16 protein-coding genes are annotated in these 14490 nt (G+C 67.7%); 8 read left to right on the top strand and 8 right to left on the bottom strand.

Annotated elements, in window-relative coordinates:
* The first annotated feature begins 23 nt into the window (after positions 1 to 23).
* Positions 24 to 578 (top strand): hypothetical protein, encoded by a 555-nt coding sequence (locus tag ATO11_RS06775; protein ID WP_050530571.1) that lies wholly within the window; start codon positions 24 to 26, stop codon positions 576 to 578.
* Between the two features lie 16 nt (positions 579 to 594).
* Here ATO11_RS06775 and ATO11_RS06770 read toward each other — a convergent pair whose 3' ends face one another.
* The 4 genes from ATO11_RS06770 to glmU form a co-directional block, all read right to left on the bottom strand.
* Positions 595 to 1275 (bottom strand): DNA alkylation repair protein, encoded by a 681-nt coding sequence (locus tag ATO11_RS06770; RefSeq protein ID WP_050530102.1) that lies wholly within the window; start codon positions 1273 to 1275, stop codon positions 595 to 597.
* The gene (locus ATO11_RS06765; RefSeq protein WP_050530101.1) at positions 1268 to 1828 is read right to left on the bottom strand and encodes a pyridoxamine 5'-phosphate oxidase family protein; all 561 of its coding nucleotides are present in this window, start codon (positions 1826 to 1828) and stop codon (positions 1268 to 1270) included. The genes ATO11_RS06770 and ATO11_RS06765 overlap by 8 nt, the downstream gene beginning before the upstream one ends.
* Before the next feature lie 418 nt (positions 1829 to 2246).
* Positions 2247 to 4064, bottom strand: a complete 1818-nt coding sequence (gene glmS, locus ATO11_RS06760) for a glutamine--fructose-6-phosphate transaminase (isomerizing) (RefSeq protein WP_050530100.1) — start codon at positions 4062 to 4064, stop codon at positions 2247 to 2249.
* Entirely contained in the window at positions 4065 to 5417 is a 1353-nt protein-coding gene (glmU, locus tag ATO11_RS06755; protein WP_050530099.1) for a bifunctional UDP-N-acetylglucosamine diphosphorylase/glucosamine-1-phosphate N-acetyltransferase GlmU, read from the bottom strand. It lies immediately after the preceding gene.
* A 108-nt stretch (positions 5418 to 5525) separates the two neighbouring features.
* Between glmU and ATO11_RS06750 the strand changes: the two genes are divergently transcribed.
* Entirely contained in the window at positions 5526 to 6191 is a 666-nt protein-coding gene (locus tag ATO11_RS06750) for an HAD-IA family hydrolase (RefSeq protein WP_050530098.1), read from the top strand.
* A 34-nt stretch (positions 6192 to 6225) separates the two neighbouring features.
* Here the strand turns inward: ATO11_RS06750 and ATO11_RS06745 are convergent, their stop codons facing one another.
* Positions 6226 to 7551 (bottom strand): MmgE/PrpD family protein, encoded by a 1326-nt coding sequence (locus ATO11_RS06745; RefSeq protein ID WP_050530097.1) that lies wholly within the window; start codon positions 7549 to 7551, stop codon positions 6226 to 6228.
* Positions 7552 to 7625: 74 nt separating this feature from the next.
* Between ATO11_RS06745 and ATO11_RS06740 the strand changes: the two genes are divergently transcribed.
* Positions 7626 to 8816: a DegT/DnrJ/EryC1/StrS family aminotransferase gene (locus tag ATO11_RS06740; RefSeq protein ID WP_050530096.1), complete on the top strand. Its 1191-nt coding sequence runs from the start codon at positions 7626 to 7628 to the stop codon at positions 8814 to 8816.
* Here the strand turns inward: ATO11_RS06740 and ATO11_RS06735 are convergent.
* Genes ATO11_RS06735 through ATO11_RS06725 form a run of 3 tightly spaced genes read right to left on the bottom strand, consistent with a single transcriptional unit; the run spans position 8794 to position 10245 of the window.
* The gene (locus tag ATO11_RS06735) at positions 8794 to 9240 is read right to left on the bottom strand and encodes a GNAT family N-acetyltransferase (protein WP_050530095.1); all 447 of its coding nucleotides are present in this window, start codon (positions 9238 to 9240) and stop codon (positions 8794 to 8796) included. The genes ATO11_RS06740 and ATO11_RS06735 overlap by 23 nt on opposite strands.
* Before the next feature lie 43 nt (positions 9241 to 9283).
* Positions 9284 to 9769: a pyridoxamine 5'-phosphate oxidase family protein gene (locus tag ATO11_RS06730; protein ID WP_050530094.1), complete on the bottom strand. Its 486-nt coding sequence runs from the start codon at positions 9767 to 9769 to the stop codon at positions 9284 to 9286.
* A 5-nt stretch (positions 9770 to 9774) separates the two neighbouring features.
* A complete protein-coding gene (locus ATO11_RS06725) occupies positions 9775 to 10245 on the bottom strand; it encodes a CreA family protein (RefSeq protein ID WP_050530093.1) in 471 nt (156 codons plus the stop codon).
* Between the two features lie 116 nt (positions 10246 to 10361).
* Between ATO11_RS06725 and ATO11_RS06720 the strand changes: the two genes are divergently transcribed.
* The 5 genes from ATO11_RS06720 to ATO11_RS06700 are packed head-to-tail and all read left to right on the top strand — an operon-like array spanning position 10362 to position 14461.
* A complete protein-coding gene (locus ATO11_RS06720) occupies positions 10362 to 11525 on the top strand; it encodes an isovaleryl-CoA dehydrogenase (RefSeq protein WP_050530570.1) in 1164 nt (387 codons plus the stop codon).
* Between the two features lie 8 nt (positions 11526 to 11533).
* A complete protein-coding gene (locus ATO11_RS06715; protein WP_134643081.1) occupies positions 11534 to 12079 on the top strand; it encodes a hypothetical protein in 546 nt (181 codons plus the stop codon).
* Positions 12076 to 12348: a hypothetical protein gene (locus ATO11_RS06710; protein ID WP_134643080.1), complete on the top strand. Its 273-nt coding sequence runs from the start codon at positions 12076 to 12078 to the stop codon at positions 12346 to 12348. Before ATO11_RS06715 ends, ATO11_RS06710 begins: the two co-directional genes overlap by 4 nt.
* Positions 12345 to 13859 (top strand): AMP-binding protein, encoded by a 1515-nt coding sequence (locus ATO11_RS06705; RefSeq protein WP_050530090.1) that lies wholly within the window; start codon positions 12345 to 12347, stop codon positions 13857 to 13859. The genes ATO11_RS06710 and ATO11_RS06705 overlap by 4 nt, the downstream gene beginning before the upstream one ends.
* Positions 13856 to 14461, top strand: a complete 606-nt coding sequence (locus ATO11_RS06700; protein ID WP_134643079.1) for a hypothetical protein — start codon at positions 13856 to 13858, stop codon at positions 14459 to 14461. The genes ATO11_RS06705 and ATO11_RS06700 overlap by 4 nt, the downstream gene beginning before the upstream one ends.
* Positions 14462 to 14490 lie beyond the last annotated feature (29 nt).

The following is a 14490-nucleotide window of genomic DNA, read 5'->3' as shown; positions in this document are numbered from 1 at the left end:
AAGGTGTGCCTATGGTGCGCCGCATGACACGTATCGGTTTTCTCCTGCTCGGCGTGGCCCTTGTGGCCGGGTGTTCAAATATCTCGCTGGGATCGCTGGTTCCCGGACGCGGGGCGGACAGGGCGTCGGCCCCGGCACCCGCACCGGCGGACGCGACCCGGCCGCAATCCCGCCCGGATACGGGCGGCGGAGAGGTGATCGAGCGCACGGTGGTCCCGCCGGTCGAACGCGCGGTGCCGCCGCAGGCGCGCACGGCGGAACAGTTCGACGTCACCACCGAGGCAGAGCGCGAGGTCGCGGCAGCGGTGCCCAAGCCCGCCGGAGAGGTGTTCCTCGGCACGACCGTGGCCTCGCTGGGCGATCCCACGCAGCCGGGGTTCTGGCTGAAGACGCCGCTGGTCAGCGCGCCCGCGCAGGGGCGGGTGGTCTATCCCGGTTCCGGCAAGTCGTCGGCGGTGGACCTGATCCCGCTGGATGGCCCCGCGACGGGTGGCAGCCGCATATCGCTGGCCGCGATGCGGTTGATCGAGGCGCCGCTGACCGAATTGCCGACCGTCGAGGTCTACAAGTCCAACTGATCGCGCGGTGCTGGCGTCAGCCGGGCATTGGCAGTTTCCGCGCCGCTTCCTTGCGGGCGAAGGGTTTCATCGTGTCGCCATGCGCGTCGAGGAACGCCCTGACGCGGGGCGCGTCGTGTTTCGACAATTCCCGCAGCCACCACGCCACCGCCTTCTGGATGAACCAGTCGGGGTCGGAAACGTAGCCCGCCGCCCATCCGAGAATGCGGTCGCGGGCCTCCAGTTCAGCGGGCTTGGGGTTGTTCTGCTTGGTCCACGGCAGGGTCATCACGAGCGCCGCGCGGCGGGTCCACATGTGATCGGCCTGCGTCCATGTCTCGACCGTGTCGAGGCGGGAGGGATCGGCGATCAGCCGCTTCTGCCCGGCGATGCAGGCGTGATCGGCCACCGCCCATGCGTCGAAATCCGGCACCCATGACACGATGGTCTCCCACACCGCGTCGTCGGGGCGGATGCGGGCCTGCGTGAACAGCTTGGCCGCAAGCACCCGCGCCTCGTGCACGTCGCTGGCCCAAAGCGCGCGGGCCTCGGCCACGCGATCATCCAGCGTCAGCGTCTGGCGCATCTCGCGCGCGATGTCGTCCAGCACGGGGTTGGCGACGCCCAGATAGCGGCGGGTGACCTTGTGATAGGCCGCCATCTCGGCCGCCTTCTGCGCGTCGCCGAGCGCCTCGATCCGGGCCAGCGTGTCAGTCATGGCCGAGTGTCTTCTCCACGATGCGGGTCGGGACGCCGTCGAGCGTGCGGGCGTTGTATTCGCCCCAGAACGTCTTCAACCCGTCCTCGCCCTTGTCCGCGGCCCATTTCTCCAGCGTGTCGCGTTCGGAGACGAGGTCCATCCGCGGCACGGCATAGCCGCAGGAGGTCTGGACCATGTCGATGGCCATGTCGAAGACCTGCCGCGCGGCGATATGCGGTTCGAAATGGCCGTTCAGGTCGTCCCAGTCGGCGTCCTGACGGTGCACCGCGCGGGCGGTGCCGAAACAGCGCAGGATCTGCGGCTTGATCCCGAAGGAACACCACATCAGCGTCATGCGCGGGTGGTCTTCTAGGTGTGCGGCGGTCTCGTTGCCCGACCCGGTGAGGTTGCGCCAGAGGATGCGGTTGGGGCCAAGGACGCGCAGCGAGTCGCGGCCCTTGGGCGAGACGTTGATCTTGCCGTCCCGCGCGGCGGAGCCGGAGAAGAATATCGGCTGTTCGGTGATGAATGCGATGTGACGATCGTCGAGTTCGGTAAATTGAGTGCCCATTGGCCAAGCCTTTCAGGTTGGAACGGATGGGCCCAGTAGCACCGAGACCCCGCGCGGAATCAAGGCCGCGCGTCTGCGCATCGCGTTGCCATTGCCACTCGGACCAATGGCGCTCTCAATGGCGACCCTCCCACGGCCCGGCGATTTGTCTGAAGCTCGCGCATAGTCCTGCCCTTCTTCGGATTTGGTCGGATAAAGTGCCCGGATACATCTGATGGATCGCCGAACCAGGGCCCGACGATACGCGGCTCAGGTCCAGCGCGGAATCAAGGCGAAGCCGCCGCGCATCGTCGGGCCCTCCCCAGGCCCGGCGATATGTCTGAAGCCGGCGCATAGTCCTGCGCACCCTCGGATTTGGAAGGATAAAGCGCCCGGAGAGTGCCGTCGGATCGCCGGACCAGGGCCCGGCGATGCGCGGCTATTCCACCGTGACGGACTTTGCGAGGTTGCGGGGCTGGTCCACGTCGGTGCCCTTTGCAATCGCCGTGTGATAGGCGAGCAACTGCGCGGGCACGGCATAGAGGATCGGCGCGAGCGTGGGCGATACCGGCGGCATGCGCAGCACCTTCCACGCGCCGTCGCCGGCCTCGTCCGCGCCTTGGCGGTCGGTCACCAGAAGCACCTTGCCGTTGCGGGCCATGACCTCGTGCATGTTCGACACGGTCTTCTCGAACAGCGCATCGCGCGGGGCCATCACAACCACCGGCACGTGCTTGTCGATCAGCGCGATGGGGCCGTGCTTCAGTTCGCCCGATGCGTAAGCCTCGGCATGGATATAGCTGATTTCCTTGAGTTTCAGCGCACCTTCATGCGCCAGCGGGTACATCAGGCCACGGCCAAGGAAGAGGATGTCCCGCGCCTCGGCCAGTTGCCGGGCGGCGGACCTGATCGGTCCGGCAAGGTCCATCGCCTGCTGGATCAGGCCGGGCATGGTCTGCAAGTCCGCGAGGTGCTTGGCGATCTGGTCGTCGGTCAGCGTGCCGCGCGCCTTGGCGGCCTTCAGCGCCAGCAGGAACAGCACCGTCAGCTGGCAGGTGAACGCCTTGGTCGAGGCGACGCCGATCTCGGCCCCGGCAAGGATCGGCAGGGCAAGATCGGATTCGCGCGCGATGGAGCTTTCCGGCACGTTCACGACCGACACGATGCGGTCGGCCTTCTCCGCGCAATAGCGCAGCGCGGCGAGGGTGTCGGCGGTCTCCCCCGATTGGGAGACAAACAGCGCGACGGTGCCCTTGCTGATCGGCGGTTCGCGGTAGCGGAATTCCGAGGCGACATCGACCTCCACCGGCAGGCGGGCGAGTTGTTCGAACCAGTATTTCGCCGTCAGGCAGGCATAGAAGGCGGTGCCGCAGGCGACCATCGTCAGCCGGTCGACCTGTTCGAAATCAAGCGCGTCGGACGGGATGTCTATATTGCCGCCATCCAGATAGTAGGCCAGCGCATTGCCGATCACGGTGGGCTGTTCGGCGATCTCCTTGGACATGAAGTGCTTGTGGCCCGCCTTGTCGACGGCGGCGGTATCCAGCTGGATCGTGCGCATCTGGCGGTTGGCGAGCATCCCCTTGGCATCGCGGATCTCGACCCCTGCGCGGGTAACGAAGGCGATGTCACCTTCATCGAGATAGGTGATGCGGTCGGTCAGGGGGGCAAGCGCGATGGCGTCGGAGCCGACGAACATCTCTCCGTCCCCATGCCCGATGGCCAGCGGAGAGCCCTTGCGGGCGGCGATCAGCAGGTCGGGCTCCCCGTCGAACAGGAAGCACAGCGCATAAGCGCCTTCCAGCCGCGCGACCGTCTGTTCGGCGGCGTCACGGGGCGACAGGCCCTGTTTCAGGTAATGCGCGGCCAGAAGGGCGACGGTTTCGGTGTCGGTATCCGTCTCGGCCGAAATGCCGTGATCCGCCAGTTCGGCGCGCAATTCCTTGAAGTTCTCGATGATGCCGTTGTGCACGACGGCGACGGGGCCGGACCGGTGTGGGTGGGCGTTCGTCGTGTTGGGCTGGCCGTGGGTGGCCCAGCGGGTATGGCCGATACCCGCCTTGCCGGGGAGCGGTTCGTGCACCAGAAGGTCGCTGAGGTTCACCAGCTTGCCCACCGCGCGGCGGCGGTCGAGGCGCCCGTCGTTGACGGTGGCGATGCCCGCGCTGTCATAGCCGCGATATTCCAGCCGCTTCAGCGCCTCGACAAGGATGGGGGCCGCTTCGTGATCGCCCAGAACGCCAACGATACCGCACATCTAGCCAGTCTCCTTCATGTTTTGCTTCAACTTGCGCAGGCGCGTCATCAGGCGCGTGGCAAGGCCGGGCTTGTTGACCTGCGGCGCGCGGGCCAGCGCCATCGCGTCGGCGTCAACATCCTTGGTCACGACCGAGCCTGACCCGGTCATGGCGCGGTCGCCCACGGTGACGGGCGCGACCAGCATGGTGTTCGACCCGATGAACGCGTCCTCGCCCACCGTCGTGCGGTGCTTGAAGACGCCGTCGTAATTGCAGGTGATCGTGCCCGCGCCCACGTTGGTGCGCGCCCCGATGGAGGCGTCGCCGATATAGGTCAGGTGGTTGACCTTGGCGCCCTCGGCGATCTCGGCATTCTTGATCTCGCAGAAATTGCCGACGCGGGTGTCCTCGGCCAGTTCCGCGCCGGGGCGCAGGCGGGCATAGGGGCCGACGAACGCGCCGCGCGACACGTGCGCGCCCTCTACATGGGAAAAGGCGCGGATGGTGGCGCCGGTTTCGATCGTGGTGCCGGGGCCAAAGACCACGTTCGGCTCGATCAGCGCATCGCGGCCGATCACGGTGTCGAAGGCGAAATGCACGGTGTCGGGGGCGGTCAGCGTCACGCCGGCCTCCAGCATCGCGGCGCGGGTGCGGGCCTGATAGGTGGCTTCGGCGGCGGCGAGGTCGGCGCGGGAATTGACGCCCAGCGTCTCGGCCTCGGGGCAGGTAACGGCGGTGGCGGTCAGGCCGCGCGCCGCGGCCAGCGCGGGCGTGTCGGTGAGGTAGTATTCGCCGCTGGCATTGTCGTTGGTGATCACTGACAAAAGAGAGAAGAGCGTCTTGCAATCCGCCGCGATCACGCCGGAATTGCAGAGGGTTATGGCGCGTTCCTCGTCCGTCGCATCCTTGAACTCGACAATCCGCAGCAGGCTGTCGCCGTCCATCATCAACCGACCATAGCGGCCCGGATCGGCGGCGTCGAACCCCAGCACGACGATGTCATGCGTGGCACGTGCGGCGGCCATGCGGGCGAGCGTGTCGGACGAGATGAAGGGCGTGTCGCCGTACAGCACGATCACGTCGCCGTCGAAGCCATCCAGCGCGTCGCGGGCCTGGTCGACGGCGTGGCCAGTACCAAGCTGTTCGGCCTGGTGCACGATCTGCACGTTCTCGTCATAGGCGCGGGCGGAGGCGGCGACGTCGTCGGCCCCGTGGCCGGTCACCACGACGGTCAGCGCCGGATCGAGCGCCGCACCGGCGCGCATCGCGTGCCACAAGAGCGGCGCCTGCGCGACCGGATGCAGGACCTTGGGGAGGTCCGACATCATGCGCGTGCCCTTGCCCGCGGCGAGGATGATCAGGGCGGTAGCCATGCGCTGCCTCTTTCCTTCTGCTCGGATGGTCTTTATCGCGGGCGGCGTTGCGCCGGAAGATACCCCGGATCAAACGATATTGCGAGATGTTACCGGAGGCAGGCACCCATGGGCACGGTGGTTTTCGATCTGGACGGGACGCTGGCGGACACGTCGGGCGATTTGCTGGAGGCGGCGAATTCCTGTTTCCGCTCTTTGGGTTACGGCGATCTGCTCACGTCCGAGGATGCGGGCGTGGCGCTGCGGGGCGGGCGGATGATGCTGCGCACCGGGCTGGCGCGGGTGGGTCGCGCGGAGGACGAGGCCGAGGTCGATCGGCAATATCCCGCGCTTCTGGCTGCCTATGGCAACGCGATCTGCGTCCACACCTACCTCTACCCGCGGGCGATGGAGGCGGTGACGGAGTTGAAAGCGAACGGCATCGCGGTGGGCATCTGCACCAACAAGCCCGAGGGGCTGGCGGTGCAATTGATGACCGAGTTGGGCGTGCTGGACGAATTCGCCTGCCTCATCGGCGCGGACACGCTGCCGGTGCGCAAGCCCGACCCCGCGCCGTTTCACGCCTGCGTGACGGGTTGTGGTGGCGATCCGGCGCGGGCGGTGATGATCGGTGACAGCGACACCGACCACAACACCGCGCGCGCGGCGGGCGTGCCTTCGGTGCTGGTGACCTTCGCGCCCGGCGGGGCCGAGCCGATGCGGGCGCTGGGACCGGACGCGCTGCTGGACGATTACGCCGATCTGCCGGGCATCGTCGCGCGGCTTTTGGCCTAGGGCCGCTCGTCGCGCCCGACCGGGCGCGCCTCGCTCAGGCGAGCGCCGCGGTGAGCGTGGAGAGCGGCTGGCGGTCGAGCGCCATGACCGCCTCTTCGATGCGGTCGGCGCGGGGACCGGCATAGGCACGGAATTTCGTGAGCAACTCGGCGTCTGAGGGTTGGGTGTCGGGTGACCATGGCGGTTCCAGCCAGTCGGTCGTGAGTGTCCCGCCCGCGCGCAGGTGCAGGGTGACCCGCGCGAAGCGCTGCATGGGAAAGGCCGCGTTGGCGTGGTCGCTTTCGCGCATCTTGAGGCTTTCGGACAAGCGCAGGATTTCGGGGTCGTCGAGTGCCGTGTCGGCGATGTCCGCAGGTTTAACGTCGCCGTGCACCATCGCCACCGCGACGGGGAAGGAGGTGGAATATTGCGCCTCTTCGGTCGTGCGGGGCCGGGCGGTGGCGAGGCGGATGGATTCGTGGAACGTCTCGACCTCGATATGATCGACGTCGGCGGCGGTCAGGCCGTGAGCGGCGCGCAGGGCGAGGACTCCGGCGATGGGGCCCTGTGCCCAGCGGCAGACGGGCCAGGGTTTGAAATACTGGCGCAGGATCTCCCATTCGGTGCCGAGGGTCGTCCAGTGGTCGGGCGTGTCCGTGACGGTGATGGCGGGTGCGCCGGTGAAGCCTGCCTGCGCCAGCAAGATGGCGGATGTCGCGCACATCGCGCCCCAGCCCGAGCCGTCCTTGAGCATGGTCGGATGGTCGATGCAGCGCATCATCTGGCTGCGGGGGCCGTGGTATTCGGCGATGCCGGCCGCATGCTGCGTCTGGTCGGGCGACAGGCCCGCGAGGCGCGCGCCCGCGATGGCCCCGGTGGTCGCGCCCCAGCTGCCCGAGGTGTGGTAGTCGGGCGTGGTGGCGTGCTGCGCGACCGAGACGCGTGCGCCGACCTCGTAGCCCGCGACGAGGGTGGTGAGGAACTCTTCCCCGGTCGTCGAAGGTGGCGCGAGGGCCAGAAGGGCGGGCAGCAGTGGGCAACCGATATGGCCCTTGGCGGGGTTGTGGCCGTCATGGCCGTCCACCGCGTCGATCGTCATGCCAAGCGCCAGCGCGTAGCCTGACGCCGACACGCCGCGCCCGTCGAAAGGCAAGGGCAGGGGGCCGGGATGCTGTGCCACGGCATAGTCGCGGATGATCGCGCTCAACCGCGTCGCGTGGCCCTGCACGGCGACACCGAGCAGGTCCAGCAGGCTCATGCGTGCGCGTCGCTGCACCGCGAGGGGCAGGCCGGACCATTGAAGCGCGCGGGTGAAGGCGAAGGCGTCCATGGCTTGCAGCTTGACGGGGCGCAGCGTGCCGGAATTGCCGGTTTGCGACATCCGCGCCCGTCAAATCATGGCAAACGACCCCGCGCCGCGTTGACGCCGCCGCCGGGGTGGATAAGGGTTCGCGCATGGCAGAGACATTCACCGGCAATTTCACCCAGCAGGAGCCGATCCCGGAAGAGGCGATCGCGCGGGCGGTGGAGGTCATGCGCTCGGGCCGGTTGCACCGTTACAACCTCGCGCCCGGAGAGCTGGGCGAGGTGGGAGAGCTGGAGCGGGAATTCGCGGCCTACGTGGGCGCGAAATACTGCCTTGCCGTCGCCTCGGGCGGATACGCGATGGGGTGTGCCCTGCGCGCGGTTGGGGTGAAACCGGGCGATACCGTCCTGTCGAACGCCTTCACGCTGGCCCCGGTGCCGGGTGCGATCGCCAGCGTCGGCGCGGTGCCGGTCTTCGTGGGCGTGACCGAGGCGCTGACCATCGATCTCGATGACCTCGCGGCCAAGGTCGACCGGGCAGACGTGCTGCTGCTGAGCCACATGCGCGGGCATATCTGCGACATGGATCGCCTGATGGAGATCTGCCGCGAAGGCGGCGTGCAAGTGATCGAGGATTGCGCGCATACGATGGGCGGCGCGTGGCGCGGGACACCAAGCGGCCGGCATGGCGTGATCGGGTGCTATTCGACCCAGACCTACAAGCACCTGAACTCGGGCGAGGGCGGGTTTCTCGTGGGGGACGACCCGGAGATCATGGCGCGGGCCACGATGCTGACCGGGTCCTACATGCTGTTCAACCGCCACGGCGCGGCGCCCGATCCGAGCTTTTTCGACGAGGCGCGGTACATGACGCCCAACGTGTCGGGCCGGATGGACCACCTGCGCGCGGCGATCCTGCGACCTCAGCTGGCGCATCTCGACAAGCAGGTCGAACGCTGGAACGCGCGGTACGGGGTGCTGGAGGAGGGGGTGCGGGGTGTGCCGGGCCTGACGGTGATCGACCGGCCCGAGGAAGAGACCTATGTCGGATCGTCCTTCCAGTTTCTGCTGCTCGACTGGGCGGCGGAGAAGGTGACCGAGGTGGTGCGCCGCTGTGGTGCGCGCGGGGTGGAGTTGAAATGGTTCGGCGCGCCCGAACCCGCGGCCTTTACCTCCCGCTATGACAGCTGGCGCTATGCGCCGTCCGAGAAGATGCCCGCGACCGACAGGGTGCTGGCGGGCATCGTGGATTTGCGGGTGCCTTTGACCTTTTCGCTGGAGGATTGCGCGCAGATAGCACGGATCATCCGGGGCGAGGTCAGCGCGGTCTATCAGTCCTGAGACCAACCGGCGGCAGCGGTTTTTCGAGGTACCAGTAATCGGCGCCGTCCGCGTAATCGGCCAGCGTGCCGAACACGCGGTACCCCGCCTTTTCGTACAGGCGGCGGGCGGCGGGATTGCGGGTCTCGATATGGATGCGGGTGCAGGATCGGGCGCGGGCATGCGCCTCTGCCGCGTTCAGAAGCCTTTGACCGATGCCCCGGCCACGCTGGGCGGCGTCCACCCACAATTCCGAAACGTGGGCTGACCGGAAGGCGATCTCTCCCTTGCAGCCGCCGATCAGGGTGCCGTCCTCGTTGCGCAGGGTGAGGAGGAAGGTGGGCATGTCGGCTTCGGCCAGGGCCTGACCGGCCTCGACAAGCCGGGCATGCAGTTCGGCGCAGGTGTCTTCCGGGGCGGGGGTTTGCAGATGGGGTCTGGCCATGACGGCAGGCGGGGCGGCGGATCGGGCCGCCGCCCCGGAGCGATCAGAACGTCACGGTGCCGTGCCGCCCGCCATCCGGCTCTTCGCCGGTGATGTTGGCGCGGGCGATGTCGAAGAAGAACTTGGCCGCGCCGTCGGACAGCCAGACCTCGGCAAAGGCGAGGTCGAAGCGCAGCATGCGCAGGTCGGGATCGTCCTTGCCGTCGAACCATGCGCCGACGATGGGCGACCAGATCTCGTCCAGCCTGGCGCGGTCTTCCTCGACCCGGATCATGCCTTCGAACGTGCCGTGCAACCCGGCGGAGGTGTCGGCGACGACATAACGCGCGGGCTGGGCGGCGGTGTTCACCTCTTCGCCGAACGCGGTGTCGGCGGCGGTCAGGAACCACAGGACCGATGCGTCCCTGTCGATCTGGTGGCTCATCGGGATGAACGGGGTCGGACCCGTCTGCAGCATCCCGGCGCGGGTGCTGTCGAGGGCCGACCAGATGTCATCGGCGGAAAGGGAGGACGTGTTGTCCTTGGGCATGGGGATCACTCCGTCGGTTGGGTGGCATCGCCGAACAGCGGCACGGTGGAGACCGCCATCTTGGCCGAGCCTTCGGTCAGTTCACGGGCATGCGCCACGTAGATCAGCGTCTGGTTCTCGGCGTCGAAGATGCGGCGGATGCGCAGGGTTTTCAGCACGATCGAGCGGCGCTCGCGGAAGACGTCCTCGCCGCTGCGGCCCCTGTCGATGTCACCCACGATGATCGGGCCGGTCTGGCGGCAGGCGATGGACGCGTTCGAGGGGTCCTCGAACCAGTTGCCCTGGCTCAGCCGGTCGATCAGCGACCGTTCGAAATAGGTGATGTGGCAGGTGACCCCGGCGACCTTCGGGTCGTGGATGGCTTCGACGATGATGTCGTTTCCGACCCAGTCGACGCCGATGCGGCCCACTTCCTTGGCTGGCAGTAGCTGGGGGGTGGCGAGACAGGCAAGCGCTGCTAGGATCATGCGGGTCATGGTCGGACAACACGCCCAACCGCCGTGCGGTTCCGTGCGGATCCGGCAAGATGCGGGATTGACCCGCACGCCCGCTTGGTTAAAAATGAACAAGCGTTCAATAACGGGAGGTGGCGATGTTCCAGGGCGCGATGCGGTTCGATCTGGGCGAGGACGTGGACGCGTTGCGCGATGCGGTGCACCGCTGGGCGCAGGATCGCGTGGCCCCGATGGCCGCCGAGATCGACAGGACCAACGAATTCCCCGCCGTGCTGTGGCGCGAGATGGGCGAGATGGGCCTATTGGGCGTGACGGTGCCCGAGGAATACGGCGGCAGCGACATGTCCTACCTCGCCCACGTGGTGGCGGTGGAAGAGATCGCGCGCGCCTCTGCCTCGGTCTCGCTGTCCTACGGGGCACATTCGAACCTCTGCGTGAACCAGATCAAGCTGAACGGCACGCCCGAGCAGAAGGCGAAGTACCTGCCCAAGCTGTGCTCGGGCGAACATGTCGGCGCGCTGGCGATGTCCGAACCGGGCGCGGGATCGGACGTGGTGTCGATGAAACTGCGCGCGGAAAAGCGCAACGATCACTACCGCCTGAACGGCAACAAGTACTGGATCACCAACGGCCCGGATGCCGACACGCTGGTCGTCTATGCCAAGACCGACCCGGATGCGGGATCGAAGGGGATCACGGCCTTCCTGATCGAGAAGGAGATGGCGGGCTTCTCGACCTCGCCCCATTTCGACAAGCTGGGCATGCGCGGGTCGAACACGGCCGAGCTGATCTTCGAGGATTGCGAGGTCCCGTTCGAAAACGTGCTGGGCGAAGAGGGCAAGGGCGTGGCGGTGCTGATGTCGGGCCTCGATTACGAGCGCGTGGTTCTGTCGGGGATCGGCACGGGGATCATGGCGGCCTGCATGGACGTGGTGATGCCCTTTGTGTCCGAGCGCAAGCAGTTCGGCCAGCCCGTGGGCTCGTTCCAGCTGATGCAGGGCAAGATCGCGGACATGTATACCGCGATGAACTCCGCCCGCGCCTATGTGTACGAGGTCGCCAAGGCCTGCGACCGGGGCACGGTTACGCGGCAGGATGCGGCGGCCTGCGTGCTCTACGCCTCCGAAGAGGCGATGAAGGTCGCGCACCAGGCGGTGCAGGCGCTGGGCGGGGCGGGCTTCCTGAACGATTCCCCCGTCGCGCGGATCTTCCGGGACGCCAAGCTGATGGAGATCGGCGCGGGCACGTCCGAGATCCGCCGCATGCTGATCGGGCGCGAGTTGATGGGGCAGATGGGGTGAGGGCAGGCGTGCTGATCCTCGGTCTGGCCATTTGCGGGCAGGGAGCCGCAGCCGAGATATCGGCGGCGGATCGGTTCGAGGATTGTGTGAATGTACGCGGGCCAGCAGTCCAGTTTGAAAGGTGGGCTTTGGCGCCTTGCCAATATTCAGGTGACTGCGCTTCGTTTGAGCCCGCGGAGTTTGCCAGCACCATCGTCACGTCCTGCGTGGCAGAAGCGCTGACGGTCTGTGCTGCGTCGGGCCAAGTCTATTCAGACGCGTGCTTTGCAGATGCCGAAGAGTTGTGGCAACCGCTGATCAAAGACGCTCAACCAGAGATGTTGCGCGCAGGGGTCGAGGCGATGGCTGAGGCCGGAGATGCATACGGGCGCCGCCGGGCGCAGAGGTTGCTGTATGACTGGCCCTCGAACAACACGGTTGCGACGGACCCCTGCCGCTTTCCGATCGCGCCTGAAGGCCGCGTTCAGAGCAAAGGTGCAGCGTGCCGATTTGGCAATGCTCTGGCATTTCTTGCGCAGCTTGAGCAGGCACGTCGCCTGCTGGAGGCGAAATGAGAGGCTGGGCGCCCTTTGCCGTGCTGGTGGTCGCGACGGGCGTGATGGCCTTCGTCGCGGGCTGGCAGGCGCGGGGCGTGACCGAGACCGACGTGATCGAGCGTTACACCGCCCGCTATGTCGCCGATGGTGGCTCCGCGACCGATTGCATTGCCGTTCCCGGAGAAGGCCGCGTCTGGATCGAGGTACGCTGTGGCGCAATTGTCTATCATGCCAGCCGCTTCGGACGGCTTCTGAAAGTGGAGCGTCCGGGAGGGCCGGAAGCATGACGCCGGTTCTGGGTGGGTCACTCGACGGTTACGTGCCGTACTTGCCGCAACGGATGAACATGTATGCGCAGGTGTTTGACGACACGGCAGAAGATGCCGTCGCGCTGATCGATCTGCGCGGGGGTCGGCGGGATGTGAGTTTCGGCGCGCTGCGCGCCATGTCCGACCGGGTGGCGGCGGGCCTGTTGGCGGCAGGCGTGGCCTCCGGTGACCGCGTGGGCGTGCTGTTCGGGCAGGATGCGTGGTGCGCGGCGAGCCACCTGGGGGCGTGGAAGATCGGCGCGGTCTCGGTCCCGTTGTTCAAGCTCTTCCAGCGTGACGCGCTGGAGACAAGGGTGGCCGATGCCGCGCCCGCGATGATCCTGACGGACACGCCGGAGAAGGTACCGGGTAGGGTCAGGGCGGTGCATCCCGAAAGCTTTGCCGATGGTCCGGCCCCGATAGCCGATACCGGCCCCGAGACACCGGCGGTGCTGATCTATACCAGCGGCACGACGGGAAAACCCAAGGGCGCCCTGCACGGGCACCGGGTGCTGGCGGGGCATCTGCCAGGGGTCGAGATGTCCCACGATTTCCTCGGTCAGCCGGGCGACGTGCTTTGGACACCGGCGGACTGGGCGTGGATCGGGGGCCTCTTCGACGTGCTGATGCCGGGGCTGGCGCTAGGCGTGCCGGTGGTGATCGGGCGGCAGGCAAAATTTTCCTGCGAAAATTTTGTGGCCACCGTGGAGGAGAGCGGGGCGCGCAACCTGTTCCTGCCGCCCACCGCGCTGCGCATGCTGAAGGCGGGCGATGCGCGGGTGTCGGGGCTGCGCAGTGTCGCCTCGGGCGGGGAGCCGCTGGGCGCCGAGATGCTGGCATGGGGCCGCGACGCGCTGGGCGTGACGATCAACGAATTCTACGGCCAGACCGAGTGCAACATGGTCGCCTCGTCCTGCGGCGCGGCGTTTCCGGGCGTGCCGGGCAGCATCGGGCGCGCGGCGCCGGGCTGCGACCTGGCGGTGATCGACGGCGCGGGCCGCGCGACGGCGGGAGAAGGCGACATCGCCGTGCGCCGGGGCGCGGCCTCGATGATGCTGGGATACTGGAACCGCCCCGAGGCCACGGCAGCGAAGTTTCGCGGCGACTGGATGCTGACCGGCGACCGGGGCGTGCTGGAGGGTGGTGTGCTGCGGTTCGTGGGGCGGGAGGATGACGTGATCACCTCGGCCGGCTACCGGATCGGTCCGGCGGAGATCGAGGATTGCCTGCTGACCCACCCCGCCGTCGCGACCTGCGGCGTGGTCGGCAAGCCCGACGATTTGCGGACGGAAATCGTCAAGGCCTACATCGTGTTGAAGCCCGAAGCTGAAGCGACGGGTGAAGACATGCAGGGCTGGGTGAGGGACCGGCTGGCGGCGCATTGCTACCCGCGCGAAGTCGCGTTTGTCGACGCGCTGCCGATGACCGTGACGGGCAAGGTGATCCGGCGGGAATTGAAGGCCCGCGCGGCGGCGGAGGTCGCGGCGTGAGGGGCGCGAGTGCTCCCCCCGTGGCGGCACTGGCCGCCCTCGCGGCGACTGCGGCGGCGGGTGAGGACGCGGTGGCGGGGTTGCCGAGCTTCGAGGTCTGCCTTGCGCGGGAGGTGGCGATCTATGAACGCACCCTGCGCCACTGGATGGCCGGGCCGCGTGCCGAGGAGTTCATGATCGGCGACGTGAGCGGCATCGAGTATTGCGGGACCGTGGGGATCGTGGCCTGCGACCGCTCGGACGCGCCGCTGCCCTGCCAGCGCGACCTTGCCGCGCGGCAGGACACGGTGAGCGCGGCGGTGCGCGCCTCCCTTCCGCCGGCATCGGAGGTCGCGGGGCGGGCGGGGGAATGGTCGGATGCGCTTTATCCGCAGTTGTTGGCGCTCGCCGAAGGCGCGTCGGCGGGGCCGGATTGCGCGGGTCAGACCGAGGTGATGGAGACGTGGTGCGCGGCGCGGGAAGCCAATGCCCGGCTGCGCGATGCGGCGCTGGCTTGGCAATTGGCGCGGTATCTCGGGGCCGCGCAGGATGCGGTCACGGCGGGGTGGGCCGGGGTGCCGCCGCCCCTGCGCCCAAGGGCAAGGCCGGAGGAGACGTTGTGATGCGGTGGTCTGGTCTGGAAAGGAGCGCA

Origin of the sequence: Pseudaestuariivita atlantica (assembly GCF_001205715.1) — a bacterium.
GTDB lineage: Bacteria > Pseudomonadota > Alphaproteobacteria > Rhodobacterales > Rhodobacteraceae > Pseudaestuariivita > Pseudaestuariivita atlantica.
The sequence above is the reverse complement of the archived record's forward strand: the minus strand, read 5'-3'. Positions and strand labels throughout refer to the sequence as shown.

Coding starts and splice junctions, on each gene's coding strand:
- ATO11_RS06705 (WP_050530090.1), top strand. CDS start 12,345: ATGACGCCGGTTCTGGGTGGGTCACTCGACGGTTACGTGCCGTACTTG.
- ATO11_RS06710 (WP_134643080.1), top strand. CDS start 12,076: ATGAGAGGCTGGGCGCCCTTTGCCGTGCTGGTGGTCGCGACGGGCGTG.
- ATO11_RS06740 (WP_050530096.1), top strand. CDS start 7,626: ATGGCAGAGACATTCACCGGCAATTTCACCCAGCAGGAGCCGATCCCG.
- ATO11_RS06720 (WP_050530570.1), top strand. CDS start 10,362: ATGTTCCAGGGCGCGATGCGGTTCGATCTGGGCGAGGACGTGGACGCG.
- ATO11_RS06765 (WP_050530101.1), bottom strand. CDS start 1,828: ATGGGCACTCAATTTACCGAACTCGACGATCGTCACATCGCATTCATC.
- ATO11_RS06770 (WP_050530102.1), bottom strand. CDS start 1,275: ATGACTGACACGCTGGCCCGGATCGAGGCGCTCGGCGACGCGCAGAAG.
- ATO11_RS06730 (WP_050530094.1), bottom strand. CDS start 9,769: ATGCCCAAGGACAACACGTCCTCCCTTTCCGCCGATGACATCTGGTCG.
- ATO11_RS06725 (WP_050530093.1), bottom strand. CDS start 10,245: ATGACCCGCATGATCCTAGCAGCGCTTGCCTGTCTCGCCACCCCCCAG.
- glmS (WP_050530100.1), bottom strand. CDS start 4,064: ATGTGCGGTATCGTTGGCGTTCTGGGCGATCACGAAGCGGCCCCCATC.
- ATO11_RS06775 (WP_050530571.1), top strand. CDS start 24: ATGACACGTATCGGTTTTCTCCTGCTCGGCGTGGCCCTTGTGGCCGGG.
- ATO11_RS06750 (WP_050530098.1), top strand. CDS start 5,526: ATGGGCACGGTGGTTTTCGATCTGGACGGGACGCTGGCGGACACGTCG.
- glmU (WP_050530099.1), bottom strand. CDS start 5,417: ATGGCTACCGCCCTGATCATCCTCGCCGCGGGCAAGGGCACGCGCATG.
- ATO11_RS06745 (WP_050530097.1), bottom strand. CDS start 7,551: ATGTCGCAAACCGGCAATTCCGGCACGCTGCGCCCCGTCAAGCTGCAA.
- ATO11_RS06735 (WP_050530095.1), bottom strand. CDS start 9,240: ATGGCCAGACCCCATCTGCAAACCCCCGCCCCGGAAGACACCTGCGCC.